Below are 26,871 nucleotides of genomic sequence, written 5' to 3'. Positions count from 1 at the left end.
CCCCGGACTGACCAGCGTGAAGGGGAGAGTCGGATGGGAGTTCATTCGCTCGGGTACTTGAGGCTCGAGTCCAACGACATCGAGAAGTGGAAGGCTTTCGGAGCCGACTTCCTCGGGCTCATGCCGGTCGAGGGCGGCGGCTCCGAGTCGCTGTCCTTCCGGATGGACGACTACCCGGCTCGTATCGTCGTCTCCCCGGGCGCCCAGCCCGGAATGACGGCGATCGGTTTCGAGGTCCTGGACGAGCGGGAGCTCGAACGCCTGGTCGCGGACGTCGAGAAGGCCGGGATCAAGGTGACGCCCGGCACCGAGGCCGAGGCGGCGGACCGGAAGGTCACCGGGTTCGTCAAGTTCAACGACCCCGGCGGCAACCCGGTCGAGCTCTTCTACGGCACCGTCCTCGACCACGTGCCCGTGCACACCCCGCTGGTGTCGAAGTTCGTCACCGGGGACATGGGGTTCGGGCACGCGATCGTGTCCGCCGAGGACGCACGGACCACGTTCGAGTTCTACGTCAACGTGCTCGGCTTCATCGAGCGGAACACCATGCGCTCGCCGGGCGGCACGACCTGGTTCATGGGCTGCAATCCCCGGCACCACACCCTCGGCGTCACCCCGATGCCGGGCCCCGGGCGCCTGCTGCACTTCATGGTCGAGGCGGCGACGCTGGACGACGTCGGACGCGCCCTGGACCGGGCCGGCACGTACGAGGTGCCGATGATGCACAGCCTCGGCAAGCACACGAACGACCACATGGTGTCGTTCTACGTGTGGTCACCGGAGAACTATGCCGTGGAGTTCGGCTGGAACGGCCTGAAGGTGCCGGAGCCGGTCCCCGTCTACGAGATCACCGACGGCGCGTTCTGGGGGCACCACTTCACGCCGCCGCCGCAGCCGGCCGGCTGAGCGACCGGACATGCGCGAGCCCCACGGCCCGAGGCCGTGGGGCTCGTGCGTTCACGGCGTCACCCTGTGGTGATCGCCCGTTCCGGGCAGGCCGACTCTCCGTCCCGGGCTGCCTCTTCCAGGTCCTCGGGGACGTCTCCGTCGTAGGGCAGTGCATAACCGTCGTCGTCGAGACGGAAGAGTCCGGGCGCCGCTGCCGCGCATCGCGCGTGCCCGGAGCACTGCGCCGCATCGATGGTGATCTTCACTCAGCTACTCCGTTCTACCGGGCTTGCTTCGATATTCAGGATACTTATTTATCGGGCGAAGGGACGGGGGCCGAGGGTCGAGGCGGGCGTCGGGATCAGTGCCACCAGGGCATGAGCGCGTCCAGGTGACGGCGCATGCGGTGCCGTGCCACCCCGGCGTCTCCCTGCAGGATCGCGTCGAGGATGCGCTGGTGGACGTGGCGCACCTCGTCGGCGGCCGTGTCACCGGGCAGGGGGCGGTCGTGGCCGGACGCGTGCCGGCGGAACAGTTCGGTGATGATGTCGAGGAAGAGCGACAGCACCGGGTTGCCGGCCAGGTCCGCCAGTTCGGAGTGGAAGAGGTCGGCCTTGCGGGGCTCTCCGGCCGGGCCGTCCGTGGTCCACCGCACGGCCCTCGACAGACGCTCGGCGACCTCCGGGTCGCCCTCGGCGTGCCGGGCGGTCACCCTGGCGACGACGCCGAGTTCGATGGCGTTGCGGACGATCCGCAGGTCGTCGGCCGTGACGCCCTGGTATTCGAGGAAGAGCGCCATCGTGTCGACACTGGCCCGGGGGTCGGGCTCCGTGACGATCAGCCCGCCGCCCGGGCCCCGGCGCATCCGGGCGACCGAGTGGTATTCGAGGAGCCGGACGGCCTCGCGCAGCACGGCCCTGCTGACGCCGTACCTGGCCAACAGGTCCGCCTCCGAACCGAGCACCGTCCCGATCCGCCGGCCCCGCGCGGCGATGTCGTCGTGGATCCGGGCCGCCACGACCTCGGCGAGCTTGGCCCTCGGGCCCTCGACCGGTTCGGGTTCGACGACGTTCCCCTCGACGCGCCGGCCGCGGCGCACGCGGTGCTTCGCGACCCAGGCGGTCACCGACTCCAGGTGCGCGGTGAGTTCCGTCTGGGCGCGGGCACCGTCGTCGGCGATCACGGCGTCGACGACCGCGCGATGCTCCCGGTGCGAGAACTCCTTCGCCGCGCGCGTCTCCGCCCTGGAGAGCCAGCGGGAGGTGTGCGCGTACCGGGCGGTGAGGCGGGTGAGAACGTCGATGAACAGGTGCAGCACGGGATTGCCCGACAGCTCGCCGAGCATCGGGTGGAGTGGTTCCTGCGAGTGGACCGACGGGTCGTCCAGGTGGGCGAGTTCGTCGTCGAGCGCCGTTCGCAGGGTGGCGATCCCGTCCTCGGTGAGGCGCCCGGCCGCGAGTCCCGCCGCGATGGGCTCCAGCAGCCGGCGGGCCTGGAGCAGGTCCGTGACGCTGGTGCCGACGTACTCGAGATAGATCACCACGGCCCGGGTCGCGGGTCCGGCGTCGGGGGCACGGACGATCAGCCCGCCGCCCGGGCCGCGCCGCATCCTCGCGACCTGATGGTGCTCGACCAGCCGCACGGCCTCGCGCAGTACGGCACGGCTCACGTCCAGGCGTTCCCGCAGGTCCGCTTCGGAGCCCAGTGACTCGCCGACGGGCCAGCCCCGGCGGATCACGGTGGCCTCGATACGCAGTGCGGTCTGCGCGGCGAGTTTGCCGACCGCGGCAGGGGTCTCGCCGTCGGCGAACTCGCGATCGACGGCAGTCGCCATGGGTCACTCCTCCGGTGGCTCTCGCAGCTCCCGAGTCTATGCGTCACCACGCCGGAGGAACGAGACGGTGCCACAAATGGAGTGCCCTCATTTCGCGGCCGCACCGCGAGCCCGCTCAGCCACGCCACTCCAGGCGGAGCGACTTGATGCCGTACATGTTGCCGTGCTGCCAGAGATCCTGACCGGGCGCGATCCGGTAGTCGGGGATGCGGCGGTGCCACTCCTCGACCGCCACGTTGAGTTCGAGGCGGGCGAGGTGCGAACCCAGGCAGCGATGGGGGCCCGAGCCGAACGCGATGTGGTTGACGGCCTTGCGACGCAGGTCCACTTCGCTCGGGTTGTCGAACCGGTCGGGATCGCGGTTGGTGACCGCCAGCGGGAGCATCACCATCTCGCCCGCCCGCACCGGACAGCCGCCGACCTCGACGTCCCGCGTCGCCTTCCGCGCCGGGACGACGAAGGAGTAGACCCGGAGGGTCTCCTCCACGCCGGTGGCGATGAGCGAGGGGTCGGCGACGATCTCCCGGCGCTGCTCCGGATGCGTCGCGAAGTGGTACAGCGCCCAGCCGATGGAGATCGGGACCGTGTCCAGGCCGGCCTGGAAGAGGAGGATGCAGAAGGCGTGCATGTCCCGGTCGTTGATCGGTGTGCCGTCGACGGTCCAGGTCATGGCGTGGGAGAGCAGGTCGTCGCGCGGGGCCGAACGGCGTAGCGCGATCTGTTCCTCGAAGTACGCCGACACCGCTCGCATGGCGGACAGCCGCCTGCTGCCGTCCGGGTCCTCGCTGTGGGAGAGGTGCAGCAGTTCGTGCACCCAGTCCAGGAAGGTGGGCAGATCCTCCTCGGGCAGCCCCATCAGGCGCATGAAGATCAGGGTCGGGAAACGGCGCGCGAACTCGTCGAGGACGTCGGCGCCGCCACGCTCCTTCAGCGCGTCGATCAGATCGCCCGCGACCCTGCGGATCTCCGGCTCGCGGGCCGCGACGGTCTTCGGGGAGAAGTAGTGGCCGAGCAGCCGCCGCCACACGGTGTGCACGGGCGGGTCCAGCATCTCGGGGATCCACAGGAACGTCGGATCCGGATCGAGCGCCGTCACCGACTTGTTGGAGAAGGTGCGCCAGTCCTGGAGCGCCTTCTGCACCGCCGGGCCGTCCGTGACGACCCAGTGGCCGCGGGCGACGGTGCTGCGGAAGCCCGAGTGCGCGGCGGCCATCTCGTCCCAGCGGTTCTGATGGCTGAGCACCGGCCCGCCGAGCCGGTTGTCGAAGTGGTAGGCGGCGACACCGTCGTGGGTTCCGTCGGGTTCGAGTGTCGTGGTCATCGCGACTCCTCTCGTCGTACGTTCGTCTGAGCGCCTCGCTGTCGATCCCGAACGCGATCAGCTCGTCCCCGGCAAGACCGGTCTTCGGCCCTAATGAGTGTACTTTTTTAGGGATGCTTGGGTAGGCTGACTTCTCCGGGGGAGCGGGGCCGTCTGCAAAGCCGGCCCCGCAGCCCGGTCGCTCCGAGGCCGGTCCGTCACTCGGTCGCGGTTCAGGTGCCCTGCGGGACGGGGGCCAGTTTCCGGCTCGCGTCGAAGCCCACGATCCCGGCGAGCGTGCCGCCCAGGATCGCCGCACGGTCCGCGTCGGGGACGTCCACGAAGTTCTCGGCGACGCAGTCGGCGCTGCTGCGGAAGGTGCCCTCCGCGTGCGGGTAGTCGTTGCCCCACATGATCGTCGACAGGCCGGTGATGTGGCGGGCCTTGACCGCTGTGGGGTCGTCGGCGAACTGCACATGGATCTGGCGCCGGACGTACTCGCTGGGCTTGAGCGGGTGCGGCCAGCGGCTGTTCACGGCGAACAGCCGTCCCATCGCCGGCTGTTCCTTCGGCGAGCGCGAGTCGTCCCAGAAGCCGAGCCACCAGTCGGGGTCCTGGCCGGTGCCGGTCTTCCAGAGTTTGTCCATGAACCCCATGTAGGAGACCAGCCAGCCGGCGCTGTACTCGATGAGGTTGAAGTGCAGGTCGGGGAAGCGTTCGCAGGCGCCGCCGGCCACCAGGTCGGCGATGATCCCCTGCGGACCGGCCGCCCCGCCGCCCCCGGCGCTCATGGTGCGGCTCGCCACCATGGCGTCGGTCAGCTGGCCCTTGCCCATGTTCATGGAGGTCATCAGGCCCCGGACCGTGACCGCGGTCTCCGAGACGTTCTCCCTGACCTTGACCCCGCCGGTGGCGACATGGAAGAACACCGGCATCCCGTTCGCCTGGGCCGCGGCCCACACCGGGTCGTACTCCGGCGACCAGTAGGGCACCGGCGGGATGTCGGGCAGCAGGATCGCGCCGATCCCCAGCCGGGCGCACCGCTCGATCTCGGCGACCGCGTCGGGGATGCGGGTGAGCGGGATCGCCGCCGTGGGGCGCAGGCGGTCCCGGTGCGGGAGGTAGCGCTCGGCGATGTAGTCGTTCCACACGCGCGCGTGAGCCATCGACAGTTCGTGGTCGTCGGTGAACAGGACGAACAGCGAGAGGTTGGGGAACATGACCGACGCGTCGACGCCGTCGAGGTCCATGTCGCGGATGATGTGCTCCGGCTCGCCGTCCGGCGTCTCCCCGCCGTGCTGGCGGTACTTGGAGATGGTCCAGCCGTCGAATCCGATGGTGTGGAGCTTCTTGAACTCCGTGTGACCGCCCGGGACGATCGGCTCGTCCAGGGTGAACTCCTCTTCCCACAGAGCTCGTTCACGGAGGTGCTTGGGCAGCCGGGTCTTGAAGAGATCGACCGGCTCGATGATGTGCGAGTCACCGGACACGACAAATTCCTTGAACACAGGAAGTACCCCTTTTCGAACCTCGTCGTTCGCTGCAGGACTCACCCGGGCTTGCCTACGAAGTTAACTGTACCGATCGGTCGAGTCAATAATTGAGGGTACGGAATGTCGCGTCGACGTCGCGTCAGCGGGTGACGCGCGGCCGCAGCGCGCCGGTGGAGCGGCCTCGCAGGGCCGAGAGCCATACGCCGGCTCCGTAGGCGAGGTCGTCCAGACGGCGGGCGACGGCGTAGCGGAGGGGGTCGAGAGGAACCTGTTCGTGCCGGTACTCCAGTGCCACGTCGGCCAGAGCCGCCACCGCCGTGGCTCTGCGCACCCGGCGGGACATCGTGCAGCCGACGACCGTGAGAGGCCACCAGTGGCGGGTCAGCAGCGCGGAGGCCTGCGACAAGGTGCCGAGAGCGCCGTTGGCGGTGAGCCGCACGGCGAGCCGGTACGGATGCCGGGTGCCGTCCAGCTTGTGGGCGATGCGCACGGTGACCACCCCCAGGACGGCCCCCGCGGCCGGCACCGACCAACGGCGCTGGGCGAGCAGCGCGGTGACGAGCACCAGGCTCCACGGGGCGAACACGGCGGGAGCGATGAAGTCCGGGTGGCGCTCGGCGAGGGGCTGGGCCCCGGTGCCGTACACGGCCTTGCGCCGGAGCCAGTCCCCTACGCGTACGCGGTGCTCGTGGGCGGCCCGGACCACCGGCTCGTAGCGCACTCGCAGCCCCGCGTCGACCAGCCGCCAGCACAGGTCGACGTCCTCCCCCACCTGCATGCCGTCGTCGAAGCCCTCCCCCAGCATGTCCACCCGCGCCACCACGCAGGCCGAGGACGCCCAGGACACGGGCGAGCCGGGGCGGACCGGCGCCGGATGTGCGCCGAGGTCGAGGGAGGACCGGCCGTTCTCGTACCGTTCGATCCAGGTCGTGGCGGCGTTGGGCAGGCCGGTGATGCGCGGTACGGCCATGGCGACCCGGGGATCGGCGAAGTGCCGCAGCAGGGTCGGGACCGTGTCGGCGTCGAGCACGATGTCCGAGTCGGCGAAGACCACATACGGGGTGGTGACGAGCCGGAGCCCGGCGTTGCGGGCGCCGGCGGGTCCGACGTTCGCGGTCAGGGCGACCAGCCGGGCATCGTGCCGGGCGGCGACGGCGGCCACGGCCGCCGGGTGCCGTGAGGCGTCGTCCACCACGATCACCGGATGGTCCGTGCCGATGCTCCGCAGCAGCCGGTCCAGTTGGCGTGGGCGGTCCCGGACCGGGATCACGACCGTGCAGCGGGGGTCCGGGGGTGCGGGCAGCGATGCGGCCACGGGGTGGGCCATGCCGCACGCCAGCAGCCGGTCCGCGAGCAGCGCGCTCGCCGTGTCCCGTACGGGGATTGTCCGGTCCACGAGGAGCCGCCGGGCCCGCGGTGTCAGCCGCAGCAGCCGGGTCGGGAACCCGCCCAGGAGAGCCCTGCCCCCGTCGATCACCCGGGTGTGCCGGTCCAGTTGGACCACGGATCCGATGGGAAGCGTCATGGGCCTACGGCCTCCGGACGGGTCGGATCGCCGAGACGGCCCCGGTCGTCGCAGGTCCACGCGCCGATCCGGCCGACGGTCGCGGACACCAGCGCCTCCAGCGCCCGGCGGCCCTCCTCGGCCGAGGCACCGGCGGGATCGCCGAGCACACCGGAGGAGGAGACCGCGCGGACGCCCCGGGCCATCAGCTCCGGCAGGAGGACGGAGAGCGGCCGCGTGTCACCGGCGACGGCGTCGTCGAGGCGTACCCGGTCGGGTGTCAGGTACAGCAGCAGTGCGGTCTCCGCCCGGCCGGCGTGCGCGTCGCCGCCCGGTACCTCGGAGCAGGTCCAGGCGGCGTCGTAGCCCTCGGCACGCAGCAGACCGACGGCCCTGTCGAGGGTGGCCGTGTTGCCGCCGTGTCCGTTGACGAACACGACGCGGCCCGCCCACAGGAACAGCGAGCGCGCCAGCTCCACGATCACCGCGTGCAGCGCCTCGTGCCCGATCGAGACGGTGCCCGGGAAGTCCGCGTGTTCGCCGCTGGCGCCGTATGCGAGCGGCGGTGCCACCAGCGGTTGGCCGTACGGTCCGCCGGCCAGGGCGTCGGCCGTCCGCCGGGCGACCGCGTGGGCGACCACGGTGTCGGTGTCCAGCGGCAGGTGCGGGCCGTGCTGTTCGGTGGACCCGACCGGAACCAGGACGAGCGCACCGGACGGTACGGCCGGCCAGACGGCGTCCGAGAGGTCTCGCACGCTGGTGTCCTCCGGCATGCTCAGGCGACCGGTGATTCGAGGTGGGCCGGGACGGCCTCGGGCGGCACCGGGAGGTCCCCGCCGCCCAGGGTCAGCGGGAAGCCCGGTGGTATCACCAGATCCCCGGGCCCCACCTCGTCGATGCGGGCGTGCCCGAGGCCCAGCACGGCCGAGTCGAGCCCGCCGCGCAGGATGTCCAGCACGTTCTCGACGCCCGCCTGTCCGTTCGCCGCGAGGCCCCAGAGGTAGGCACGGCCGATCAGCACGGCACGGGCCCCGAGGGCGAGCGCCTTCGCCACGTCCCCGCCGCGCCGTATCCCGCCGTCGAGGAAAACCTCCACCTGGTGGCCGACCGCTGCCGCGATGGAGGGCAGCACGCGGATGACAGCCGGAGTGGTGTCCAGGTTGTTCCCGCCGTGGTTGGACACCGACAGGCCCGACACGCCGGCGTCGACGGCCCGCTTGGCGTCGTCCAGCCGGGTCACGCCCTTGAGGAGGAAGGGCCCGCCCCACTCCTCCCGCAGCCACCTGACATCCTCCCAGGTCGGCGGCGTGGTCTGCATCCACTCGCCGTAGGCGCCGAAGAACGTGGGGGCGTCGCCGCCGGGTGGCCGCAGGTTGGGCACCGTGAGGTCGGGGACACGGCCGGACCTCGCATACCTCCACAGCCAGCCCGGGCGGGGCAGGACGTCGGGGGTGAGGCGCAGCGCGGTTCTCCAGTCGATGCGGTCCGGGATGGCCGGGCTCCCCCAGTCCCGTCCGTGGGAGAAGGACCAGTCGAGGGTGACGATCAGCGCCTTGGCGCCCGCCGCCCTGGCCCGGTCCATGCGCTGCACCATCGCGTCCCGGGTACCGCTCCAGTACAGCTGGAAGAAGGTGTTCGGGTTGGCGGCGGTGACCTCTTCCACCGGCTTGCTCGCGAACGAGCTCAGGCCCATGATGACGCCCCGCCCGGCTGCGGCGCGGGCCACGGCCACCTCTCCTTCCGGGTCCACCGCCTGCACGCCGGTCGGTGAGATGAGCACGGGAAGGGCCGTCGGTACGCCCAGCACGGTCGTGGACAGATCGCGCTCCGCGTGGTGGCCCACGAGCCGCGGGGCGAAGCCCAGTTCGGCGAAGGCCGCGATGTTGGCGTCGATCGTCCGGCCGCGCTCCGAGCCCGCGACGAGCGCGCCGTAGATCGTGCTCGGCAGTCTCTTCTCGGCCCGTCGCTGTGCCTCGGCGACCGATTCGAACCAGGGGTTCCGGCGTCGCATCTGCCACTCCTCGGAGATTCGGAGATCCGGTCCTCAGGTCAGTCGGAGCCCGGCCAGCGGGTCCTGGGCGCAGTCGCTCACCGGAGGCCGGGCCGGGTCCTCGCGGCGGGTGAGGACGAGGTCCACCGGCCGCGGGCGCCGGGAATGGTCCGCGGACGGGCGTGGCCGGCCGTCCCGACCCTCCGCAAGCCGCTGCTCGCCGTGTCCCTGCACGCACTCGGGATCCGGGCCGTCCAGCGGAAGGCCGGTGAAGAACTTCGCGGCCATGCATCCGCCCTTGCAGGTGTCGTAGAACGCGCAGGAGGCGCAGGCTCCGCCGTGTTGCGGGGCGCGCAGCCGCCGGAACAGCCCGGAGTCCCGCCATACTGCGGCGAAGCCGCCCGTCTCGCGGACGTTGCCGGCGAGGAACTCCTCGTGGATGGCGAACGGGCAGGCGTACACGTCGCCGACCGGGTCGATCAGGCAGACGACCCGCCCGGCACCGCACAGGTTCAGGCCGGGGAGCGCCTGACCGTAGGCGGAGAGGTGGAAGAAGGAGTCCCCGGTCAGCACGTTGTCGCCGTGGGCGAGCAGCCAGTCGTACAGCTCGCGTTGCTGCCCGGCCGTCGGGTGCAGGTCGTCCCAGACGTCCGCGCCGCGTCCGGAGGGGCGCAGCCGGGTCAGGCGCAGCTGGGCTCCGAAGCGGTCGGCAAGGGCCTTGAAGTCGTCGAGCTGGGGGATGTTGTGCCGGGTGCAGACCACGGAGATCTTGAAGTTGCGCATTCCGGCGGAGGCGAGGTGCTTCAGCGCCCGCAGCGCCGTGGCGTACGAACCGGGCCCGCGTACCGCGTCGTTGACGTCGGCCGTCGCGCCGTCGAGCGAGATCTGGACGTCCACGTAGTCGTTGCGGGCGAGACGCCCGGCGGCTTCCGGAGTGATCCGGACGCCGTTGGTGGAGAACTTCACCCCCACGTGGTGTGCCGTGGCGTAGTCCAGGAGCTCCCAGAAGTCGGGGCGGACGGTGGGTTCGCCGCCGCCGATGTTGACGTAGAAGACCTGCATGGCCTCCAGTTCGTCGATGACCGCCTTGGCCTCCGCCGTGCTCAGCTCCCGGGGGTCGCGTCGGCCGGAGCTGGACAGGCAGTGGGCGCAGGCCAGGTTGCAGGCGTAGGTCAGCTCCCAGGTGAGGCAGATCGGGGCGTCGAGTCCGTGCTCGAACAGGTCGACCAGCCGTGGCGTCCGGGGCGTGGGCCCGAGGGCCGTGGGTGCGGTGGTCATGTGATCCTTCCGACGAGCATCGACGCGTCGGCGAGTGCGGCCAGGGCCCTGCCGTACCGGGCCAGTTCACCCTCGTCGACGCCGGCGGCCAGACAGGCGGCCCGGGCCGTCCGGGCGTGGGCGAGGTGCTGGACGACCGCGAGCAGCCGGCGGTCCTTGAGGAAGGTCAGCCTTCGGGTGCCGAAGTGGTAGAGCAGCGCACCGAAGGGTTCGGGGCGCACCGAGACCTGCGGATGCAGGTCCCAGGCGCGGTCGAGGTCCAGCCGTGTCATCCGGCGACGCCTAGTAGACGCCGCACATGCCGTCGATGGAGATCTCCTCCAGGAGGTCCTCGGCCTCGATGAGCGGTGGCGAGGCACAGTCCTGGTCGTGCTCGGCGTCGAAGGCCGTCTCTTCGGGCACGGTGGAGCGGAGTTCGTTCATGCGACTCTCCCTGGCTTCCTACGGCTTCGCGGTCGCACGCTGCGGACTCTCCCCCGGATGCGGGGGCGAGCTAATGGCACTCGATGTCAAAACCAGGGCGGTCCGCACCGCCGACCCGTCCGGCACACCTGACGCTAGGTCACCGGTACGCCGGGCGCCCGAGGCTGTCCCGGTCAGCGGGACACGTCACCGCGCGCAGAGGCCGGCGCGTCTTCAATCACGTGTCCATGAGGCGGACGGAGCACGGGAACAACGAGGCACACGGCGCGGACGTCATCGTGGTGGGCGCCGGCGGCAGCGGGGCCGCTCTCGCGGCACGGCTGAGCGAGGACCCCGGCCGCACCGTGCTGGTGCTGGAGGCGGGCCCTGTGCCGCGTACTTCGTGGGCGTTCGCGCCCGAGTTGCTGGACGCGCGGCTCGTGCCCGGCGCACAGCCCGGTCACCCGGCCCTCCTGGCCTACGACGTACACCTCACCCCGACGCGTCCGTACCGGGTCGTCCGGGGGCGCTGGCTCGGCGGCTCGACCACCGTCAACGGCGGGTACTTCGTCCGTGCCCGGCGGGCCGACTTCGCACGCTGGGCGGATGTGGGCGGCGCGGTCTGGTCGTACGACCGGGTGCTTCCGTTTCTCCGCGCTCTGGAGACCGACCTCGACCACGGTGCCGACGCCCTGCACGGCGGCCGCGGGCCGGTACACGTCCGCCGCACGGAACTCCGCCATCCCGCCGCCGTCGCGTTCCGGGCGGCCGCGCATCGGCTGGGCTTCCCCGCGGAACCGGACAAGAACGCCCAGGATCCGCCGGGGTTCGGCCCGGTGCCGTCCAACGCCGTGGACGGGGTACGCGTCAACACCGGCATCAGCTACCTGCTGGGTGCCTTGGACCGCCCCAACCTCCGGGTGGAAGGAGACAGTACGGTCCACAGGGTCATCGTCGAACGGGACCGCGCCACCGGCGTGGAGGTCGAGCGCCACGGGCGCCGCAGGATGCTCCGCGGCGGCGAAGTCGTACTCTGCGCGGGGGCGTTCCGCTCTCCCCAGCTGCTGCACCTGTCGGGCATCGGGCCGCGCCGTGACCTGGAGGCCCTCGGGATCGCCGTCGTCAGGGACGCTCCCGCCGTCGGAGCCAGGTTCGGCGACCATCCCCAAGTGGTCCTGGAGTGGGTGCCCCGGCGCCCCATGGTGGCGCCCTCCGGCTCATGGCTCGGCGGAGTGCTGCACCTGAGCTCTTCGGACGGCAGCCATCCGGGCGACCTGGAGATCCTGCAGTCCCTCGTCCCCATGGCCGGGCTGACCCGCGGGAAGGTGTCCGTGCCCGGCGCGCCTCTGGCGTTCCTCGTCTCCGTGCAGACACCGCGGCTGAGCGGCCGGATGCGCACCCGTTCCGCAGATCCCGCGACACCTCCGAGCCTCTCCTACGGCTATCTGGCGACCGCGGCGGACCGGCGGCGCATGCGCGAAGCGGTCCGCGTCACTGCCGAGTTGGCAGACACGAGTGACTTCAGGGAGGTCTGCGGCGGTCTCGTCGAGCCGATGGCGCCGGTACTGGAGGACGACCTCCTGCTCGACCAGTGGATCCTCGGGCATCTCGGTACCGCGCATCACACCTGTGGGACGGTCCCCCTGGGCCCCGCGGACGATCCCCGGGCGGCGGTCGACCCCTACGGCAGGGTGCACGGCCTCGACGGTCTGCGGGTCGCGGACACCTCGATCCTGCCGACGCCCCCGTTGCGGGGACCGGCGGCCACCGCCGTCCTCGTCGGCGAGGTGGTCGCCGACGCGATGCGGCGCGGTCTGGCCTGAGCCGCCCCGGCGTCCGCGGACCCGGCCCCGCGACGTGATCGGCACTACGCCCGAAGGGCCGACTCCCCGTATCCGGCGGCGAGTTGGCGGATGGCCAGGTCCAGCAGGCCGCACAGGTCGGCGTCCTCGTCGGTGAGCCACTGCTCGTACGCGGCGACACACGCCGCCAGGACGGTACTGCCGATCAGCCGGGGCAGCAGGTCGGACTCGGGCCGGTTCAAGCGGCGCGCGGCGAACTCGGCGATTCGGCGCCGGCATCAGCACCGCACATGATGCACGGTCCTGAGGGCGGCCTGCCGGGCACGCGTTCGCCGGGCGGTTCGACCGGTCGGCAGGGACACGTGCCGGTCCTCGGCCCGGTCCTCAGCTGCCTCGGTGGAGCTGGCTACACCTCCGGTCGGGGAGCCCACGTCCTCGTTCGGATCGGCAGGCGACGGGATCGTGGAAACCAGCCGCTCACGGCGGCTCGCAACGCTCCGTCCGGAAGGAAAACGCCATGCCCCCGACGCTCTCGTCGAAGCCGGTGACGGCACGGACAGCGTCGTTCGTGCCGGTGACGCGCCGGTCTCCGGACAGCCCTGGACCGCTGGCTTCGTTCGTCCGGTTCGTGGCGTGCGGCGGAGGTGTCGGTCTCGCCTCGGGCCCAGCAGTGACGCTGCTCGCCCTCTCGATGCCCTGGGCGGTGGCGAACGCGCTGGTGACGGTCGCGACGACCCTCCTGTGCACGGAGCTCCACGCACGCTTCACCTTCGGGACCGGGCGGCGTGCCGGGTGGCGGCAGCACTGGCAGTCGGCCGGGTCGGCCACCGCCGCCTACGCTCTGACCTCGGCCGCGGTGCTCGTCCTGCACACCGTGCGGCCGTCCACCGGGGTGATGTGGGAGCAGGTCGTCTACCTCAGCGCCTCCGGGCTCGCGGGCATCGGGCGATACGCCGTGCTGCGCCTGTGGGTCTTCGCCGAGCGGAAACGCACAGGCGCGGTGTGGCCACATCACGAACGCCCGGCGGGGCCGGAGACACAGCTCCGCAGTCCCCGCACCATCGCGCTCCCCGTCCCCTCCTGACAGCCGCCCGCCCTGCTGTGCGGAGCGAGATCCAAGGCGAACTCGGTTCGTTGTGGAGCGAGTTCGCTCGCGCCGCCTCCGGCCGAGTCGCCAGGGTGTCGATCGGTGCCGGGTCGGTCAAAGGGAACACCGCTGCCGTGCGGCCGATCCGGACGAGTGGTGGGCCGGCCGCACGGCCGTTCTGCGTTCGGGGCTACTTGAAGGTGGTGACCCGCCTGCGGAACTTCCACTCGTCACCCACGCGGACCAGGGTGTCCTCGTAGGTCCCGACGAGTTGGACGGCCCAGCCCTCCTCGCCCCGGACGAAGAACACCAGGTTGCTGCTGGCGGTGACCTCGTCTCCGGGCGGGGAGGTCAGGAGGGTGTTGCCGACGAGGTGCAGCTGCGGAGCCTGCGGCGTGAACGCCGCGTAGGCCTTGCCGATGGCCTCCCGGCCCTCGAAGGTGCCCTGACCGGTGATCTCGGCGACGCCGTCCTCGGTGAACAGGTCGGGGATGGCCTCGGTGCGGCCCGCGTCGATGGCGTGGGCGTAGGCGGCGATGGCGGTCTGTACACCGGCCAGGGCTGCTTCGGCGGAAATGGTCATCTGTCTTCTTCTCTCCCGGGGCGGATTCGATGGGCGGAGTGGATCGAGGCGGGAAGCTAGGCCTGGTAGGTGGTCCGGCGACGGTGCAACAGCCACGTGCCGTCGACGCGGCGGAAGGTGTCGTCGTAGCGGCCCACGAGCTGTGGTGCCCAGCCCGGCTCCGCGCGCAGGAAGAAGACCACGTCGCTGACCGCCGTGGCCTCGTCCTCGGCGGCGGAGGTGACGACGGTATTGGTCACGACGTGGAGCTGCGGCCGGGTCGGGGCCCAGCCCTTGAAGGCCTCCCGGATCCCGTCGTGACCCTCGACGGGATCCATGCCCGGCACCTCGAGAACGCCGTCGGGCGTGTACAACGCGACGACCTCGTCGGTACGGCCGGCGTCCTGCGCCTGGGCGTGGGCCCCGATCACGGCGCGCACGCCCTCTGCGACCCACGCCTGTGCGGCTTCGCTCATTCTCTCTCCAAGGTCGGACGGGCCTGCGCTCGGCAGCAGCACCCCACCACTTCTTTCGACCACTCAGTCTATTACTGCCGCAGAGGGAAAAGGGAGAGGTCATTCGCATTAAACCCAACTCATTGACCGATCGGTACAATCTGAATAGCATGCCCACGGCTGTCATCGGGACTGTCGCCGAAGGAGGCGTAATCGTGACGAAGCGTTGGAAGCAGCGTCCGCCGGGCTCGACGTGGGGCGACTGGGGTGACGACGACGAGCTGGGCCGCATCAACCTGCTGACCTCCGAGAAAGTCCTCCAGGGCGTGCGCGAGGTCGAGCACGGAATCAGCTTCAGCCTGAGCCTGCCGCTCGACTATCCCGGCGGCTCGGCCATGAACCAGCGGCGCTATCCGCCGATTCTGAGGCCCACCGAGGACCTGGCGCACAAGCAGGACGTCTTCTACAACGTCGTCGCACGTGAACAGATCTCACCCGAGCTCATCGACGTGTGGTCCGACGACGTGGTCACCCTCTGGCTGCAGTACTCGACCCAGTGGGACGCCCTCGCCCACCAGGGCGCCGAGTTCGACACCGACGGCGACGGGGTGGCCGAGCCCGTCTACTACAACGGATACCGCGCGGGCACCGACATCGTCGGACCGCAGGAGGACGCCAAGGGCGACGGCAGCGGGAGCCTCAGCCACGCCCGTCACCTGGGCCTGGAACACATGGCGGAGCACGGCGTGCAGGGCCGGGGCGTCCTGGTCGACCTGGCACACCACCTGGGCACGGGCTACCAGGCGGTGAATTTCAAGACCCTTCAGGACATCATGGCCGCGGACAACGTCGTCGTCGAACCCGGCGACATGCTGCTGCTGCACACCGGTTTCGCCACCCAGATCCTCGCCTGGGGCAAGAACCCCGACCCCGTGGCGATCCATCAGACCGCCGCCTATCTGGACGCCGACGACCCTGCGCTGCTCGAATGGATCACCGAGTCGCAGATCTCGGCGCTGGTGGCGGACAACTATGCCGTCGAAGGCGTGGGCGTCACACAGGCCCAGGGTCCGCACACGCTGCTGCCGATCCACCACCTGTGCCTGTTCAAGCTGGGCGTCCCCCTCGGCGAACTGTGGTACTTGCACGAGCTGGCCGGCTGGCTGCGCGAGCACGGCCGCAGCCGGTTCCTGTTGACGGCTCCCCCGCTGAACCTGCCCGGCACCCAGGGCAGTCCGCTGACACCGGTCGCGACCGTCTGAACCACGGACTCGACCGGGGTCCGCCGTGGGCCCGACCAGTCCTGCCCGAGCGGCCGGGCCCACGGCGGACGCGCAAGGGGCGGCCCGGATCCCGGCGGCGGATCCACTGCCCCGTCGACCGATGCGGGAACCCGGGGAACTCCGTCGCCTTGTAGGGTTCGTGGAGTTCGGATACCCGGTCCGCGGACCGTCGGATGCGTCACCTGCGGCGGTACATTTGCGCCAGGTCGTCCAGGCGTCCGGAGCCGATGCCGGCGCGCCGGAGCACCGGCCCCGTGGGCCCGGCGCGCCGTTGCCATGCTCCGGCAGGCGGTGCGGGCTTGAGACGACGGGTTTTCATGGTTTAATGTACCGATTGGTCCAGTAAAAGCAAGCGGCGCCCCGTGGTCCGCTTCCCCCGGATATACCGAAAGGCATCCGACGTGGGCACGGGAGTCGATCCCCATCGACATGTCGCCACATCACGCGGGGAGTGAATCCATGCCACGACCGCCAGGCCATGGACCGGGCTTCGAGGTCAGACGCCAGAAGATCATTGACATCGCGGCTTCCCTGTTCGCTCAGCAGGGGTACGCCGCGACCTCCATCAACGACCTGGGGCGCGCGGTCGGGCTGGCCAAGGGAGCCCTGTACTACTACATCGGCTCGAAAGAGAACCTGCTGGTCGAAATCCAGTCGCGGGTCATGGGGCCGCTGCTGTCCCGCGCGCGGCAGATCGCGGACCTCGACATGGACCCGCTGCTGCGCCTGCGTCTGCTGTCGGAGTCGCTTCTGACGATCATCTTTCGCCGGCTCGACCACATCTGGGTCTACGAACACGACTATCGCAGTCTCAGCGGCGACGAGCTCAAGACCCTGCTCGCCCAGCGTTCCGACTTCGAGCAGTTGATCTCGGACCTGCTCTCGCAGGCCATGGAGCAGGGCATGTTCCGCACCATGTCGCCCCGGTTGGCCACCCTCCAGTTCCTCAACCTGCACAACCACACGTACCAGTGGGTGAAGCCGGACGGGCAGTGGGACGCGCAGTTCCTGTCCCATGAGTACTGCGCGACCCTGTTCCGCGGCTTCGGCGCGCCTGATCACGCCCTGCCCAAGGTCGAGAAACAGGCACAGGAGTTCAAGCGCGACCGGCCCGGGCTGCCACTCGACCCCGAGGCCGAGTGGGAGGCCACCGCCGGCTGATGACAGGCGCGCCGGTCGCCCCGCCGAGCGCACGGCGACCCAAGCGGGTCACTGCCCCGACGTCGCCCGCCGGAAGTGCCGGTGCGGGACGCGTCGTCCCGCACCGGTCGTAGCGCGCCTCCTCCGACGTCAGTCGTCCCGCAGCGAGGCGCACAGGCCGCCGTCGACGACGATGTCGACGCCGTTCACGAAGCTCGCCTCGTCCGACAGCAGGAAAGCCGCGACGGCGGCGACCTCCTCGTACCGGCCGACGCGGCCCAGTGGCGTGCGCTCGATGAGCTGTCGAATCGATGCGTACCGTGCCGCCTCCAGCCGAGTCTCCGGGGTGTCGATCGCACCCGGCGACAGCGAGCACACGCGGGCGCCCACGGGGCCGAACCGTACGGCCTCCGCGCGGGTCAGGCGGTGCACACCGTACGTGGCCCACGGGTACGCCCAGGCCGGATCCTCGACGGCGGGACCGACCACCTCCCGGATACGGTCGAGGAAGTCCTCCTGCAACGGATCGTCCAGGACGGCCGCCACCGCCGGGTCGGGCTCGATGTGCGCGATCAGCGGAGACACGGAGGCCAGGTAGACGAACGCCGTGCCGGCCGTGGCGAGTGGCCGGAGCGTCTCGGTGAGCAGCGCCGCCGCGACGAAGTCGGCCTCGATGATCCGGCGCCAGTCGGTTTCCTCGGGCGGGATGCTGTAGGCGTGCGCGACGGCCCGGAGCGTGCCGGCCGCCCTGACCCGGTCGGCGAGCCGGGCGAGGTCTTCCCGGTCGGTGACATCGACCGCGAAGGGCTCGACGAGGGCCCGCTTCCCGTGGCCGGACAGGTCCTTCGCGACCGCGGCCACCGCCGCTTCGTTCCCGTCGGCGAGCAACAGCACATCCACCACGTCGGCGAGGCGCCTGGCGCATGCCTCTCCCGTCCCGCTGGCGGCGCCGGTGGCGATACCTACCGTGGTCATGCGTCACTCCTCATTGAAAGACACCTGTCACTGAGGACGAGTGTCTCGCAGGCGGCCGTGTCCGGGGCACCCGTTCACGACGTGCAGATGTCCTTCAGCTGATCGGCCGCCGCGTCGATCTTGCTGCTGTCCGGGTCGGTGTCGCCGTTCAGGATGGCCTTGTTGTAGTTCGCGATGGCCTTGTTCAGGTCGTCGACCGCATCGGCGACCTTGTTGTCGTCCGTCCTGTCGTTGATCTTGTCGAGATTCTTCTCGATGGTGTCGATGGACTCCTGGGTCCGCGTGGGGTCCTCGATCGCGTCCGCACCCGCTCTGTGGATGGCGGTGACGCTGTCGGCGACGGTGCCGGCGCTGGAGAGGCAGTCCGGCGAATCGCCGAACTCGCACCCTGCGGCGAGTGTCGCGGTGAGCGCGACAGCGGCTGCGGCGGTGGCGACGGCAGTGACGCGATGGTGGCGGCGTGCGGTCATGGGTGTGTCCCTTCCTCGTACCGGGCGGTGCGTGTGGGTGGAGCCGGTGGTCGGGTGAACGCGGGTAGCGGATCGCAGTGCCACGATTCCGTCGTTCACCCGTCGGGACACGGGAGCGGACTCCCGAACCGAGGGTGTAGCCCACTACACCCTCGGACCGCACCGGACGGACACGCGACGGGCACCCGACGGGCAGCGAAGGAGGTGCACGGGAACTCGCCTGCCACAACCGGTATTTGCCTGACTCAACTGAATCATTTAGCTTCCTGCCATGTGGAAATCGGTGCAGCGCGCCGGGAGGGCCACAACCCACCTCTTTCTGACGGCGCTCACGGCGTTCGGCACGTGGATCTTCATCACCGTGCTGCTGATCACCGCCGTCGGTACGTTGACACTGGTCGGTATCTGGCTGCTGCCCGAGACGGTCCTGCTCGTCCGGCGGATCGCGGGGGCCAAGCGGAACCTCACCGCCGACTGGACCGGCGTGAAGATCCCCGAGGTGTACCGCCCCCTGACCGGGACGGTGCGCGAGCGGGTGGCCACCGCGGTACGGGATACCGGCACCCGCAGGGATCTGCGGTGGATGGTGGCCTACTGGTTCTACGGCGCCCTGCTCGCCCTCGCCGTACCGCTGTGGCCGGTGGGACTGGTCGTCGACGGCGTGTGGTGCGGCCTGCTGCGCCGGAAGGCGGTCGTGCTGCCGCTGATCGTGCGGCTCGCGGACCTGGAGGCCGACTGGTCGACCGCCCTGCTCAAGCCGTCCCCGGAGGCGCTGCTGACGGCCCGGGTGGAACGGCTGGCCCGGACGCGGGCCGACGCGATCGCCGCACACGGCGCCGAACTGCGCCGCATCGAACGCGATCTGCACGACGGGGCGCAGGCGCAACTCGTGGCGCTGTCCATGCGGATCGGGCTCGCCAAACGCGCCTACGGCCGTGACCCGGAGACCGCGCTCAAGCTGTTGGACGAGGCCCAGGAACAGGCCGAGAAGGCGCTGGCGGAGTTGCGGAACGTCGTACGCGGCATCCATCCGCCGATCCTGACCGACCGCGGCCTGGCCGGCGCGCTGCGGGCACTGGCGGCGAGGTGGGGGTCCCCCCGCTCGAGCGAAGCCGAGAGTGGGGGAGGACTGCAGGTCGCCCTGGACGACGGCGGCCTGGACCAAGGGGTGCGGGCACCCGCGGCCGTGGAGGCGGCGGCCTACTTCGTGGTGGCCGAGGCGCTCACCAACGTGGCCAAGTACAGCGGGGTCACCCGCGCCGAGGTCCGGCTGGTCCGGGCCCGGCGCGGGCTGCGCGTCCGAGTCCGGGACGAGGGCCGTGGCGGTGCTGGGGGTACCTCCCAGGCATTCGGCTCTGGGGGAGAGACCGCCGGCTCGGGGCTGCCCGGCATGCGGCGACGGGTCGCCGCTCTCGACGGAACCATGAATGTGTCCAGCCCCGTCGGGGGCCCGACCGTGATCGAAGTGGAGCTGCCGTGCGTGTGGTGATCGCCGAGGACAACGCCCTCCTGCGGGAGGGACTGGTCCTCCTGCTGACCTCGGCCGGGCACGAGGTCGCCGCCGTCGCCGGCAGTGGCCCCGAGATCATGCCCGCGCTGCTGGCACACCGGCCGGACATCGCCCTGCTCGACGTACGGATGCCGCCCGCTTTCAGGGACGAGGGTCTGCGCGCGGCGCTCGAAGCACGGCAGGCGATTCCCGGCCTGCCGGTGCTGGTGCTCTCCCAGTACGTCGAGGAGTCGTACGCCGCCGAGCTCCTGAGCGGGGGCACCAACGGGATCGGCTATCTCCTCAAGGACCGGGTGGGCCGCGTCGACGAGTTCCTCGACGCACTGGAGCGGGTCGCGGCGGGCGGCACCGCACTGGACCCCGAGGTCGTCGCCGAGCTCCTCACCCGGCGCAGGAACTCGCCGCTGGACTCGCTCACCCCGCGCGAGCGGGAGGTGCTGAAGCTGATGGCGGAGGGCCATGACAACGCGACCATCGCCCGGACTCTGGTCGTCACCGAACGTGCCGTCCACAAGCACATCGGCAACGTCTTCCTGAAACTGGGCCTGCCGCAGAGCGACAGCGGCCACCGCCGGGTCCTCGCCGTCCTGGCCTACCTGGCCCACACACCGCAGGCCTGAACGTCCGGAGGGACGACCTCAGCACGCGCGGCACCCACCGCCCATGCCGTGGCCGCCCAATCCCCGGCCGGCTGTGCACGAGCCGCAGGTGAAGGCAGCGGAGGGGCCGCCGCGTGCTGGCGGCCCCTCCCCGGCTCAGCGGGCCCCGACGGGCTCCACGGAGGGTGACTCGTCGGTCGTCCCGGCGGTCGGGACGGGCACCTTTCGGCTCAGCTTCTCGCCTTCGACATCGATGTTCGGCAGCAGCCGGGCCAGCCACTTCGGCAGGTACCAGGCCTTGTGGCCGAGCAGGGCGAGGATGGCCGGGACGATCGCCATGCGGACGACGAAGGCGTCGAAGAGGACCGCGACGGCCAGTCCGAAACCGATCATCTTGATCATCGACTCGTCGGCGCCGATGAAGCCGGAGAACACCGCGATCATGATCAGCGCCGCGGCCACGACCACGCGGGCGCTGTGGCGGAAGCCCGAGACGATCGCCTGCTTGGGCTCCTCGCCGTGGACGTACGCCTCGCGCATCCGCGAGACCAGGAAGACCTCGTAGTCCATCGCCAGGCCGAAGACGATGCCCACCAGGAAGATCGGCATCATGCTCATGATCGGGCCGGTGGACTCCACGCCCAGGAGGGCCGCGCCATGACCCTGCTGGAAGACCGCGACGACCGCGCCGAGGGCCGCGAGGACGGAGAGCAGGAACCCGAAGGCCGCCTTCAGAGGCACCAGCAGGGAGCGGAAGACCAGCAGCAGGAGCACGACGGCGAGCGAGACCACCACCGCGAGATACGGCACCAGCGAGGCCTGCACCTTCCCGGCGACGTCGATGTCCAGGGCGGTCTTGCCGGTCACCTCGAAGGACACGCCCGCGTCCTTCTCGATGCCGGGGCGCTCGTCCCGGATGGTCTTGACGAGGTCCTTGGTCTTCTGGTCGGTCGGGCTCGTGGCGGGCGTGGCGGAGAACACCGCGGTGTCACCGGCCTGGTTGAAGCGGGCGGCCGAGACGGAGACGACGCCCCTGGTGGCGGCGATGTCCTTCGTGATCGTGGCCACGTTCGCCTTCGGGTCGTCGGAACCCTTGGCGTCGACGACGATCGTCAGGGGGCCGTTGAAGCCGGGGCCGAAACCCTCGGCGAGCGCGTCGTAGGCGCGGCGCTCGGTGGTGGAGGTGGGCTTGGCCTCGTCGCCCGGCATGCCGAGCTGAAGGTCCATCACCGGTGTGGCGACCGCGCCCAGGCCCACGACGCCCAGCAGGAGCACCGGTAGCGGCAGGCGGACGACGGCCCTGGCCCAGCGCGAGCCGCCGTTGTCGGTCTTCCGCTGCTGCCTGCGGTACCGCCTGGAGTTCTTGCGGGCGCCGCGCGAGAGCACGGCGTTCGGCCAGAAGCCCAGGACCGCCGGGACCAGGGTCAGGCAGATCAGCACGGCGACGAGGACCGCGCCGGCGGCGGCCAGCCCCATCTTGGTGAGCATCGGGATACCGACGACCCAGAGACCGGCCAGCGCGATGACGACGGTGAGCCCGGCGAAGACGACCGCGGAGCCGGCCGTGCCGGCGGCGAGACCCGCCGCCTCCCGGGGTACGTGGCCCTTGGCGCGTTCCTCGCGGTAGCGGGAGACGACGAACAGGGCGTAGTCGATGCCGCAGGCCAGGCCCAGCATGGTGGCGAGCGTGCCGGTGTTCTCCGACAGTCCGAAGGTCTGGGACAGGGCCATGATCCCGGTCATGCCGACGGCCACGCCGATGATCGCGGCCAGCAGCGGCAGACCGGCGGCGGCGAGGGATCCGAACGTGATCAGCAGGACGACGGCGGCGACGGCGATGCCGATCACCTCGGCCGGTCCGCCGGCCGCGGGCTGGGTCGCCAGCGCGTCGCCGCCGACCTCCACCCGCAGGCCCGCCTGCCGGGCCACGTCGATGGCGGACTCCAGGTGCTTCTTGCTCGCGTCGGTGAGGTCATCGGCCGTCGCCTTGAAGGAGACGGTCGCGTACGCCGTCGTACCGTCCTCGCTGACGGCCTTGGCCTGGAAGGGGTCGACGGCGGCGGCGACCTGTGAGCCGTCGACCGCCTCGTCGACGAGCTTCTCGATCGCGGCCCGGTTGCCGGCCGCGGTCACCTTCTCCCCGCTCGGGGCGATGAACACGATGCGCGCGCTCGCCCCGTCGGCCGTGGTCCCGGGGAAGCGCTGCTCCATCAGGTCGAACGCCTTCTGGGACTCGATCCCGGGCATCGTGAAACCTTCGTCGGCGGCTGCGGGCGCCTTGGACGCGGCGAATCCGACGGAGCCAAGCACCGCCACCCACAGGACGACGACGAACCATCGCCATCGAAAGGCCGCGCGGCCCAGGTGATACAGGACAGTTGCCATGACGAGGGAAGCCTCCACATCAGCGGTTCCGGCATTGCGCATGGAGCCGGAATCGCCTCGGCATGGGAAAGTCCGCCCTGTTCACAGTGGGTTCAGGGAAGCGTCCGTCTCCACACCTCACCCTTCCGTGAGGCGGGCGGAGCCACGAGGGAGCGCCCTCCCGTATCCGTGGTGTAGCCCGCTACACCACGGAGCGGTCCTCGCTCCCGCGTCCAGGGCATTGCCGTATCCACCCCCCTTCACATACGGTTCAATCAGCTAGCTAATTTCACCTATCTGTATACGTAATCCGATTGCCACGGACGGCCCGGAGCGCCGAAGCACCTCCGGTTGCCGCGATTCCCCGAGACGTGGCCGAGAGAAGGGTGTGGCGAGTGCAGGCAACAGAAAGTCCGTCCCGGTGAGCGGGACGCACGGAGAATCCCCGGTAAATCCCACGGCAGCGGCCGAGTTGCGCGGACTCGGACTCCGAACGATGTCCTCGGTCGTCAACACCCCCCTCGCCGAGGACGTCGACCTGCGTGACGAAGGTGTGGGTGCGGACCTCGTGGAGATCGGCCTGGTCAGCGTCTGGGCCGAGCTCTGGTCGCGCGAGGGTCTGGCACGACGGGACCGCAGCCTGGTCACGCTGGGGATTCTGATCGCACTGGGCGCCGAGGACGAACTCGGCAGCCATGTCCGGATAGGGCTGAACAACGGGCTGACGGAAGACGAGATCGCCGAAGTCCTGTACCACTCGGCCGGATACGCGGGCTTTCCCCGGGCCGTGGCCGCACGAAAGGCCGCCCGGAAGGCACTGGGTCCGGCACCCGGCGATGCGAGGGGTGACATCCCCGCAGAACCGAAGCAGTAGCCCCTACCTGGAGTCCTGAATGATGTCACTGAGCGGAAGAAACGCGGTCGTCACCGGTGGCGGCCGAGGTATCGGACGGGCGATCGCCCTGGTGCTCGCCGCCCAGGGCGCGACGGTCGCCGTGTGGGACCTGGACGGCACGGGGGCCCGCGAGACGGCCGACGCGATCGGCGAGGCGGGCGGCAAGGCGGTGGCGGTCGTCGGCGACGCGGCCGAGGCCACGGCCGTCGCGGCCGCGGCGGAGCAGACGCACGCGGAACTCGGCCCGGTCACCGTCCTGGTCAACAACGCCGGTATCACCAACTACGTGCCGTTCCCCGATCTCACCGAGGAGACCTGGGACCGGATGATCCGCATCAACCTCAAAGGCCCCTTCCTGGTCACGCGAGCCCTCGTGCCCGACATGCTGACGGCGGGGCACGGACGCATCGTCAACATCTCGTCCTCGTCCGCCCAGACCGGCGGTCCCGCGGTGTCCCACTACGCGGCGTCCAAGGGCGGGGTGATCGGCCTGACCAAGGCGCTCGCCCTGGAACTCGCCGACACCGGAATCACGGTCAACAACGTGGCGCCGAGCCTCATCGACACGCCCCTGCTCCGCGAGGGATTCGACCCCGACGCGCTCGGCGCGACCATGCCCATGAAACGGGCCGGGCGTCCCGACGAGATCGCCTACGCCGTCGCCTACCTCGCGTCCGACGAGGCCGGATACGTGACGGGACAGACCCTCAGCGTCAACGGCGGCCGCTACTTCGTCTGAGCGGCCACGCACAAGGCCACGAACAACGCCACGAACAACGCCACAGGCAAGGGACGACCATGACAGAGACCGTGACGGACACCGAAGCGACGGAGGAACCGCCGCAGTTCCCGGCGCCGAGGTCGGGCACCTGCCCCTTCGCTCCCCCACCCGACCTGCTGGGACTCCGTGACGCCGGCAAGCCGGTGATGCGCGTGCGCAGCTGGGACGGCACCACCCCGTGGCTGGTCCTCTCTCACGCCGCCCAGCGCGCGTTCCTCGCCGATCCGAGGATGAGCGCGAACATCGGCGCGCCGGGATACCCGCACACCACGGCGGCCATGAAGGCGCACGCGGACGAGATGCAGCCGTCGATCAACAACACCGACGGCGCCGAGCACTCCCGCTGGCGGAGGATGCTGACCAGTTCCTTCACCCGGCACCGGATGCGGAAGCTTCAGCCGGCGATCCAGCAGATCACCGACGACCTCATCGACAGGATGCTGGACGGCCCCAACCCGACCGAGCTGAACGAGGCCCTCTCCCTGCCCCTGCCGTCGCTGATGATTTGCGAGCTGCTCGGGGTGCCGTACGAGGACCACGCCTTCTTCCAGAAGCACGCGGGTGTCACCAACGCGGTGCACAAGACCCCCGAGGAGAACGCGGCCACGGGGAGCGCTCTGCGCGCGTACATCGCCAAGCTCATCGAAGCCAAGATGGACGACCCGGCCGAGGACGTGCTCTCGGACCTGGGGGCGCGGATCAAGGCCGGTGAGCTCTCGCTGGAGGAAGCCGCGCCGCTGGGCCACATCCTGCTGGTCGCGGGTCACGACACGAGCGCCAACATGATCACGCTGGGGACGGCGCTGCCGCTCCGGAACCCGGACCAGCTCGCCGCCCTGCGCGAGAACTCCGGCGACCCCGACTACGTGGCGAAGGCCGTCGAGGAGCTGCTGCGCTATCTGACCATCGCCCATCTGCTGGCCCGCCGGGCGGTCGTCGAGGACGTCGAGTTCGAGGGGGTGACGATCCGCGCGGGTGAGGGGGTCATCGCCAGTCTGCCGGCGGCGAACTGGGACCCCGAGGCGTTCCCCGACCCCGAGGTGCTGACCCTGGACCGCGCCGCGGGCCACCATCTCGCGTTCGGCTGGGGCCCCCACCAGTGCGTCGGACAGCAGCTGGCCCGCATCGAACTCCAGGTGGTCTTCGGCACCCTGTTCCGCCGGATCCCCACGTTGCGGCTGGCGGCCGGGCTGGAGGACCTGGCGTTCAAGGAGGACTCGCAGGCCTACGGCATCTACGAACTGCCCGTCGCCTGGTGACCGCCGGCCCCGCACGGCTCGTACGACAGACCTGAGAGAGGGAGGACCGCCATGACCGACGGCGGCTTTCGTGTGACCCGGCTGTACCACCCCAGCCATCATGTGACCGATCTCCGCGAGGCCGAGGCGTGGTTCGAGCGCGTCTTCGGGCGGCCCAGCCGGCCGATGGCCGAGATGATGCGGGGCGCCCCCGTCAGTGAGGGCTATCCGACCGACTACTCGACGTTCACGCCGATCAACGACGTCCTGTTCGACACGATCGACCCGAAGCGCTACGTCCTCCAGGGCGTCCAGCGCTACGCCGCGGTCGACAAGCCGCACCTCAAGGGGTTCGGCTGGTACGTGGACGGCATCGCTGACGCCTATCGCGCGCTCAAGGAGCTCGGCATCGGCATGGTCGGTCAGCTCGACGAGGTCGCCGAGGGAGACGATCCCCCGACCGCGCCCAACTCCCCGATGCCGATCTTCTTCACCGTGCCCGAGGACGCGGGCCTGCGCTACGAGTTCCTGCCGCAGATCCCGTTCCCTCTGGACCACCGGCTGGCCCCGGACTGGCAGCTGCCGCCGGTGTCCGAGGACGACCCGCTCGGCATCGAGCGCTGCTCGCACCACACCGTGCTGACCGACCGCGTCGACCGAGCCCTGCGCGTGATGGTCGACGGCCTGGGCGGGACGGTCATCCACACGGGACGCAACGAGGTGCTGGGCGCGCAGAGCACCTACGTCCACCTGGCCGACGCGGTCTTCGAGTACACGGTCCCCGACGACGGCACCCCGGCCCACGCCGACTGGGCCACCGGGGCGCCGAACGACACGTACCACTCGATCACCTGGAAGGTCGCCGACCTCGACCGCGTCGCACGCCATCTGGACGCGCAGGGCGTGGGGATACGCACGCGCACGAGCGACACGCTCGTCACCGACGCCGCGACCGGCCTCGGCATTCCCTGGGGCTTCACCACCAGGCTGACGGCCGGCGATCCGCGCAGGGGGTGAGTGC

27 protein-coding genes are annotated in these 26,871 nt (G+C 70.6%); 11 read left to right on the top strand and 16 right to left on the bottom strand.

The genetic code is table 11. The features are described from left to right. Positions 1–57: 57 nt before the first annotated feature. On the top strand, positions 58–906 hold the full coding sequence (locus ABT137_RS02870) for a VOC family protein (RefSeq protein WP_351701391.1): 849 nt from the start codon (positions 58–60) through the stop codon (positions 904–906). 59 nt (positions 907–965) lie between these two features. On the opposite strand, the gene ABT137_RS02865 is transcribed toward ABT137_RS02870, so the two are convergent. The 10 genes from ABT137_RS02865 to mftA all read right to left on the bottom strand — a co-directional run bounded on the left by ABT137_RS02865 (position 966) and on the right by mftA (position 10,710). Beyond that, positions 966–1,154, bottom strand: coding sequence for a ferredoxin (locus ABT137_RS02865; protein ID WP_089103703.1), 189 nt, complete (start codon positions 1,152–1,154; stop codon positions 966–968). Positions 1,155–1,249: 95 nt separating this feature from the next. After that, on the bottom strand, positions 1,250–2,722 hold the full coding sequence (locus tag ABT137_RS02860; RefSeq protein ID WP_351701387.1) for a FadR/GntR family transcriptional regulator: 1,473 nt from the start codon (positions 2,720–2,722) through the stop codon (positions 1,250–1,252). 115 nt (positions 2,723–2,837) lie between these two features. Further along, positions 2,838–4,043, bottom strand: coding sequence for a cytochrome P450 (locus ABT137_RS02855; protein WP_351701385.1), 1,206 nt, complete (start codon positions 4,041–4,043; stop codon positions 2,838–2,840). Positions 4,044–4,255: 212 nt separating this feature from the next. Beyond that, complete coding sequence (locus ABT137_RS02850) at positions 4,256–5,512, bottom strand: amidohydrolase family protein (RefSeq protein WP_351701382.1); 1,257 nt, start codon at positions 5,510–5,512, stop codon at positions 4,256–4,258. A gap of 142 nt (positions 5,513–5,654) precedes the next feature. Further along, positions 5,655–7,040 (bottom strand): mycofactocin biosynthesis glycosyltransferase MftF, encoded by a 1,386-nt coding sequence (gene mftF, locus ABT137_RS02845; RefSeq protein WP_351701379.1) that lies wholly within the window; start codon positions 7,038–7,040, stop codon positions 5,655–5,657. After that, entirely contained in the window at positions 7,037–7,774 is a 738-nt protein-coding gene (mftE, locus tag ABT137_RS02840) for a mycofactocin biosynthesis peptidyl-dipeptidase MftE (protein ID WP_351701376.1), read from the bottom strand. The genes mftF and mftE overlap by 4 nt, the downstream gene beginning before the upstream one ends. A 20-nt stretch (positions 7,775–7,794) precedes the next feature. Then, positions 7,795–9,030 (bottom strand): pre-mycofactocin synthase MftD, encoded by a 1,236-nt coding sequence (gene mftD / locus ABT137_RS02835; RefSeq protein ID WP_351701373.1) that lies wholly within the window; start codon positions 9,028–9,030, stop codon positions 7,795–7,797. Between the two features lie 33 nt (positions 9,031–9,063). Further along, on the bottom strand, positions 9,064–10,287 hold the full coding sequence (gene mftC / locus ABT137_RS02830) for a mycofactocin radical SAM maturase (RefSeq protein ID WP_351701370.1): 1,224 nt from the start codon (positions 10,285–10,287) through the stop codon (positions 9,064–9,066). Further along, positions 10,284–10,559 (bottom strand): mycofactocin biosynthesis chaperone MftB, encoded by a 276-nt coding sequence (mftB, locus tag ABT137_RS02825; protein ID WP_329530381.1) that lies wholly within the window; start codon positions 10,557–10,559, stop codon positions 10,284–10,286. The genes mftC and mftB overlap by 4 nt, the downstream gene beginning before the upstream one ends. Positions 10,560–10,569: 10 nt before the next feature. After that, complete coding sequence (mftA, locus tag ABT137_RS02820; RefSeq protein WP_351701365.1) at positions 10,570–10,710, bottom strand: mycofactocin precursor MftA; 141 nt, start codon at positions 10,708–10,710, stop codon at positions 10,570–10,572. Between the two features lie 227 nt (positions 10,711–10,937). Between mftA and mftG the strand changes: the two genes are divergently transcribed. After that, positions 10,938–12,512, top strand: a complete 1,575-nt coding sequence (gene mftG, locus ABT137_RS02815; protein ID WP_351701362.1) for a mycofactocin dehydrogenase MftG — start codon at positions 10,938–10,940, stop codon at positions 12,510–12,512. A gap of 44 nt (positions 12,513–12,556) precedes the next feature. On the opposite strand, the gene ABT137_RS02810 is transcribed toward mftG, so the two are convergent. Next, complete coding sequence (locus tag ABT137_RS02810; protein ID WP_351702336.1) at positions 12,557–12,757, bottom strand: acyl-CoA-like ligand-binding transcription factor; 201 nt, start codon at positions 12,755–12,757, stop codon at positions 12,557–12,559. A gap of 251 nt (positions 12,758–13,008) precedes the next feature. Here ABT137_RS02810 and ABT137_RS02805 point away from each other — a divergent pair, with 251 nt between their 5' ends. Then, on the top strand, positions 13,009–13,575 hold the full coding sequence (locus ABT137_RS02805; RefSeq protein ID WP_351701359.1) for a GtrA family protein: 567 nt from the start codon (positions 13,009–13,011) through the stop codon (positions 13,573–13,575). A gap of 193 nt (positions 13,576–13,768) precedes the next feature. Here ABT137_RS02805 and ABT137_RS02800 read toward each other — a convergent pair whose 3' ends face one another. Continuing rightward, positions 13,769–14,161, bottom strand: coding sequence for a nuclear transport factor 2 family protein (locus ABT137_RS02800; RefSeq protein WP_089103691.1), 393 nt, complete (start codon positions 14,159–14,161; stop codon positions 13,769–13,771). A 56-nt stretch (positions 14,162–14,217) separates the two neighbouring features. Then, positions 14,218–14,616: a nuclear transport factor 2 family protein gene (locus ABT137_RS02795; RefSeq protein ID WP_089103690.1), complete on the bottom strand. Its 399-nt coding sequence runs from the start codon at positions 14,614–14,616 to the stop codon at positions 14,218–14,220. A 194-nt stretch (positions 14,617–14,810) separates the two neighbouring features. Here ABT137_RS02795 and ABT137_RS02790 point away from each other — a divergent pair, with 194 nt between their 5' ends. Together ABT137_RS02790 and ABT137_RS02785 are read left to right on the top strand one after the other, a co-directional pair. Continuing rightward, a complete protein-coding gene (locus ABT137_RS02790; protein WP_351701354.1) occupies positions 14,811–15,857 on the top strand; it encodes a cyclase family protein in 1,047 nt (348 codons plus the stop codon). Between the two features lie 480 nt (positions 15,858–16,337). After that, a complete protein-coding gene (locus ABT137_RS02785; protein WP_089103688.1) occupies positions 16,338–17,039 on the top strand; it encodes a TetR/AcrR family transcriptional regulator in 702 nt (233 codons plus the stop codon). Positions 17,040–17,168: 129 nt separating this feature from the next. On the opposite strand, the gene ABT137_RS02780 is transcribed toward ABT137_RS02785, so the two are convergent. After that, positions 17,169–17,993, bottom strand: coding sequence for an SDR family oxidoreductase (locus ABT137_RS02780; protein ID WP_351701350.1), 825 nt, complete (start codon positions 17,991–17,993; stop codon positions 17,169–17,171). Between the two features lie 74 nt (positions 17,994–18,067). Further along, positions 18,068–18,463, bottom strand: a complete 396-nt coding sequence (locus ABT137_RS02775; protein ID WP_351701347.1) for a hypothetical protein — start codon at positions 18,461–18,463, stop codon at positions 18,068–18,070. A gap of 271 nt (positions 18,464–18,734) precedes the next feature. Here ABT137_RS02775 and ABT137_RS02770 point away from each other — a divergent pair, with 271 nt between their 5' ends. Both ABT137_RS02770 and ABT137_RS02765 read left to right on the top strand, forming a co-directional pair. Beyond that, the gene (locus ABT137_RS02770; RefSeq protein WP_351701344.1) at positions 18,735–19,952 is read left to right on the top strand and encodes a sensor histidine kinase; all 1,218 of its coding nucleotides are present in this window, start codon (positions 18,735–18,737) and stop codon (positions 19,950–19,952) included. Then, on the top strand, positions 19,940–20,593 hold the full coding sequence (locus ABT137_RS02765; protein WP_350777214.1) for a LuxR C-terminal-related transcriptional regulator: 654 nt from the start codon (positions 19,940–19,942) through the stop codon (positions 20,591–20,593). The genes ABT137_RS02770 and ABT137_RS02765 overlap by 13 nt, the downstream gene beginning before the upstream one ends. 135 nt (positions 20,594–20,728) lie before the next feature. On the opposite strand, the gene ABT137_RS02760 is transcribed toward ABT137_RS02765, so the two are convergent. Beyond that, entirely contained in the window at positions 20,729–22,957 is a 2,229-nt protein-coding gene (locus ABT137_RS02760; RefSeq protein ID WP_351701341.1) for an MMPL family transporter, read from the bottom strand. 475 nt (positions 22,958–23,432) lie between these two features. On the opposite strand from ABT137_RS02760, the gene ABT137_RS02755 reads away from it, so the two are divergent. From ABT137_RS02755 to ABT137_RS02740, 4 genes are read left to right on the top strand one after another with little or no spacing between them, the layout of a single operon-like run. Next, complete coding sequence (locus ABT137_RS02755; RefSeq protein WP_351701338.1) at positions 23,433–23,810, top strand: carboxymuconolactone decarboxylase family protein; 378 nt, start codon at positions 23,433–23,435, stop codon at positions 23,808–23,810. 19 nt (positions 23,811–23,829) lie between these two features. Beyond that, positions 23,830–24,570: an SDR family NAD(P)-dependent oxidoreductase gene (locus tag ABT137_RS02750; protein ID WP_351701335.1), complete on the top strand. Its 741-nt coding sequence runs from the start codon at positions 23,830–23,832 to the stop codon at positions 24,568–24,570. Between the two features lie 59 nt (positions 24,571–24,629). Next, entirely contained in the window at positions 24,630–25,871 is a 1,242-nt protein-coding gene (locus tag ABT137_RS02745) for a cytochrome P450 (protein WP_351701332.1), read from the top strand. A 51-nt stretch (positions 25,872–25,922) separates the two neighbouring features. Beyond that, entirely contained in the window at positions 25,923–26,867 is a 945-nt protein-coding gene (locus tag ABT137_RS02740; RefSeq protein ID WP_351701329.1) for a VOC family protein, read from the top strand. Positions 26,868–26,871 lie beyond the last annotated feature (4 nt).

Origin of the sequence: Streptomyces sp. NPDC001980 (genome assembly GCF_040296885.1) — a bacterium.
In the GTDB taxonomy this organism is placed as follows: domain Bacteria; phylum Actinomycetota; class Actinomycetes; order Streptomycetales; family Streptomycetaceae; genus Streptomyces.
The sequence above is the reverse complement of the archived record's forward strand: the minus strand, read 5'-3'. Positions and strand labels throughout refer to the sequence as shown.

Bases quoted from the DNA above. Each gene is read 5' to 3' on its own strand.
- ABT137_RS02860 (WP_351701387.1), bottom strand. From the start codon at position 2,722: ATGGCGACTGCCGTCGATCGCGAGTTCGCCGACGGCGAGACCCCTGCC.
- ABT137_RS02855 (WP_351701385.1), bottom strand. From the start codon at position 4,043: ATGACCACGACACTCGAACCCGACGGAACCCACGACGGTGTCGCCGCC.
- mftF (WP_351701379.1), bottom strand. From the start codon at position 7,040: ATGACGCTTCCCATCGGATCCGTGGTCCAACTGGACCGGCACACCCGG.
- mftD (WP_351701373.1), bottom strand. From the start codon at position 9,030: ATGCGACGCCGGAACCCCTGGTTCGAATCGGTCGCCGAGGCACAGCGA.
- mftC (WP_351701370.1), bottom strand. From the start codon at position 10,287: ATGACCACCGCACCCACGGCCCTCGGGCCCACGCCCCGGACGCCACGG.
- mftB (WP_329530381.1), bottom strand. From the start codon at position 10,559: ATGACACGGCTGGACCTCGACCGCGCCTGGGACCTGCATCCGCAGGTC.
- mftA (WP_351701365.1), bottom strand. From the start codon at position 10,710: ATGAACGAACTCCGCTCCACCGTGCCCGAAGAGACGGCCTTCGACGCC.
- mftG (WP_351701362.1), top strand. From the start codon at position 10,938: ATGAGGCGGACGGAGCACGGGAACAACGAGGCACACGGCGCGGACGTC.
- ABT137_RS02805 (WP_351701359.1), top strand. From the start codon at position 13,009: ATGCCCCCGACGCTCTCGTCGAAGCCGGTGACGGCACGGACAGCGTCG.
- ABT137_RS02800 (WP_089103691.1), bottom strand. From the start codon at position 14,161: ATGACCATTTCCGCCGAAGCAGCCCTGGCCGGTGTACAGACCGCCATC.
- ABT137_RS02795 (WP_089103690.1), bottom strand. From the start codon at position 14,616: ATGAGCGAAGCCGCACAGGCGTGGGTCGCAGAGGGCGTGCGCGCCGTG.
- ABT137_RS02785 (WP_089103688.1), top strand. From the start codon at position 16,338: ATGCCACGACCGCCAGGCCATGGACCGGGCTTCGAGGTCAGACGCCAG.
- ABT137_RS02780 (WP_351701350.1), bottom strand. From the start codon at position 17,993: ATGACCACGGTAGGTATCGCCACCGGCGCCGCCAGCGGGACGGGAGAG.
- ABT137_RS02775 (WP_351701347.1), bottom strand. From the start codon at position 18,463: ATGACCGCACGCCGCCACCATCGCGTCACTGCCGTCGCCACCGCCGCA.
- ABT137_RS02770 (WP_351701344.1), top strand. From the start codon at position 18,735: ATGTGGAAATCGGTGCAGCGCGCCGGGAGGGCCACAACCCACCTCTTT.
- ABT137_RS02760 (WP_351701341.1), bottom strand. From the start codon at position 22,957: ATGGCAACTGTCCTGTATCACCTGGGCCGCGCGGCCTTTCGATGGCGA.
- ABT137_RS02755 (WP_351701338.1), top strand. From the start codon at position 23,433: ATGTCCTCGGTCGTCAACACCCCCCTCGCCGAGGACGTCGACCTGCGT.
- ABT137_RS02750 (WP_351701335.1), top strand. From the start codon at position 23,830: ATGATGTCACTGAGCGGAAGAAACGCGGTCGTCACCGGTGGCGGCCGA.
- ABT137_RS02745 (WP_351701332.1), top strand. From the start codon at position 24,630: ATGACAGAGACCGTGACGGACACCGAAGCGACGGAGGAACCGCCGCAG.
- ABT137_RS02740 (WP_351701329.1), top strand. From the start codon at position 25,923: ATGACCGACGGCGGCTTTCGTGTGACCCGGCTGTACCACCCCAGCCAT.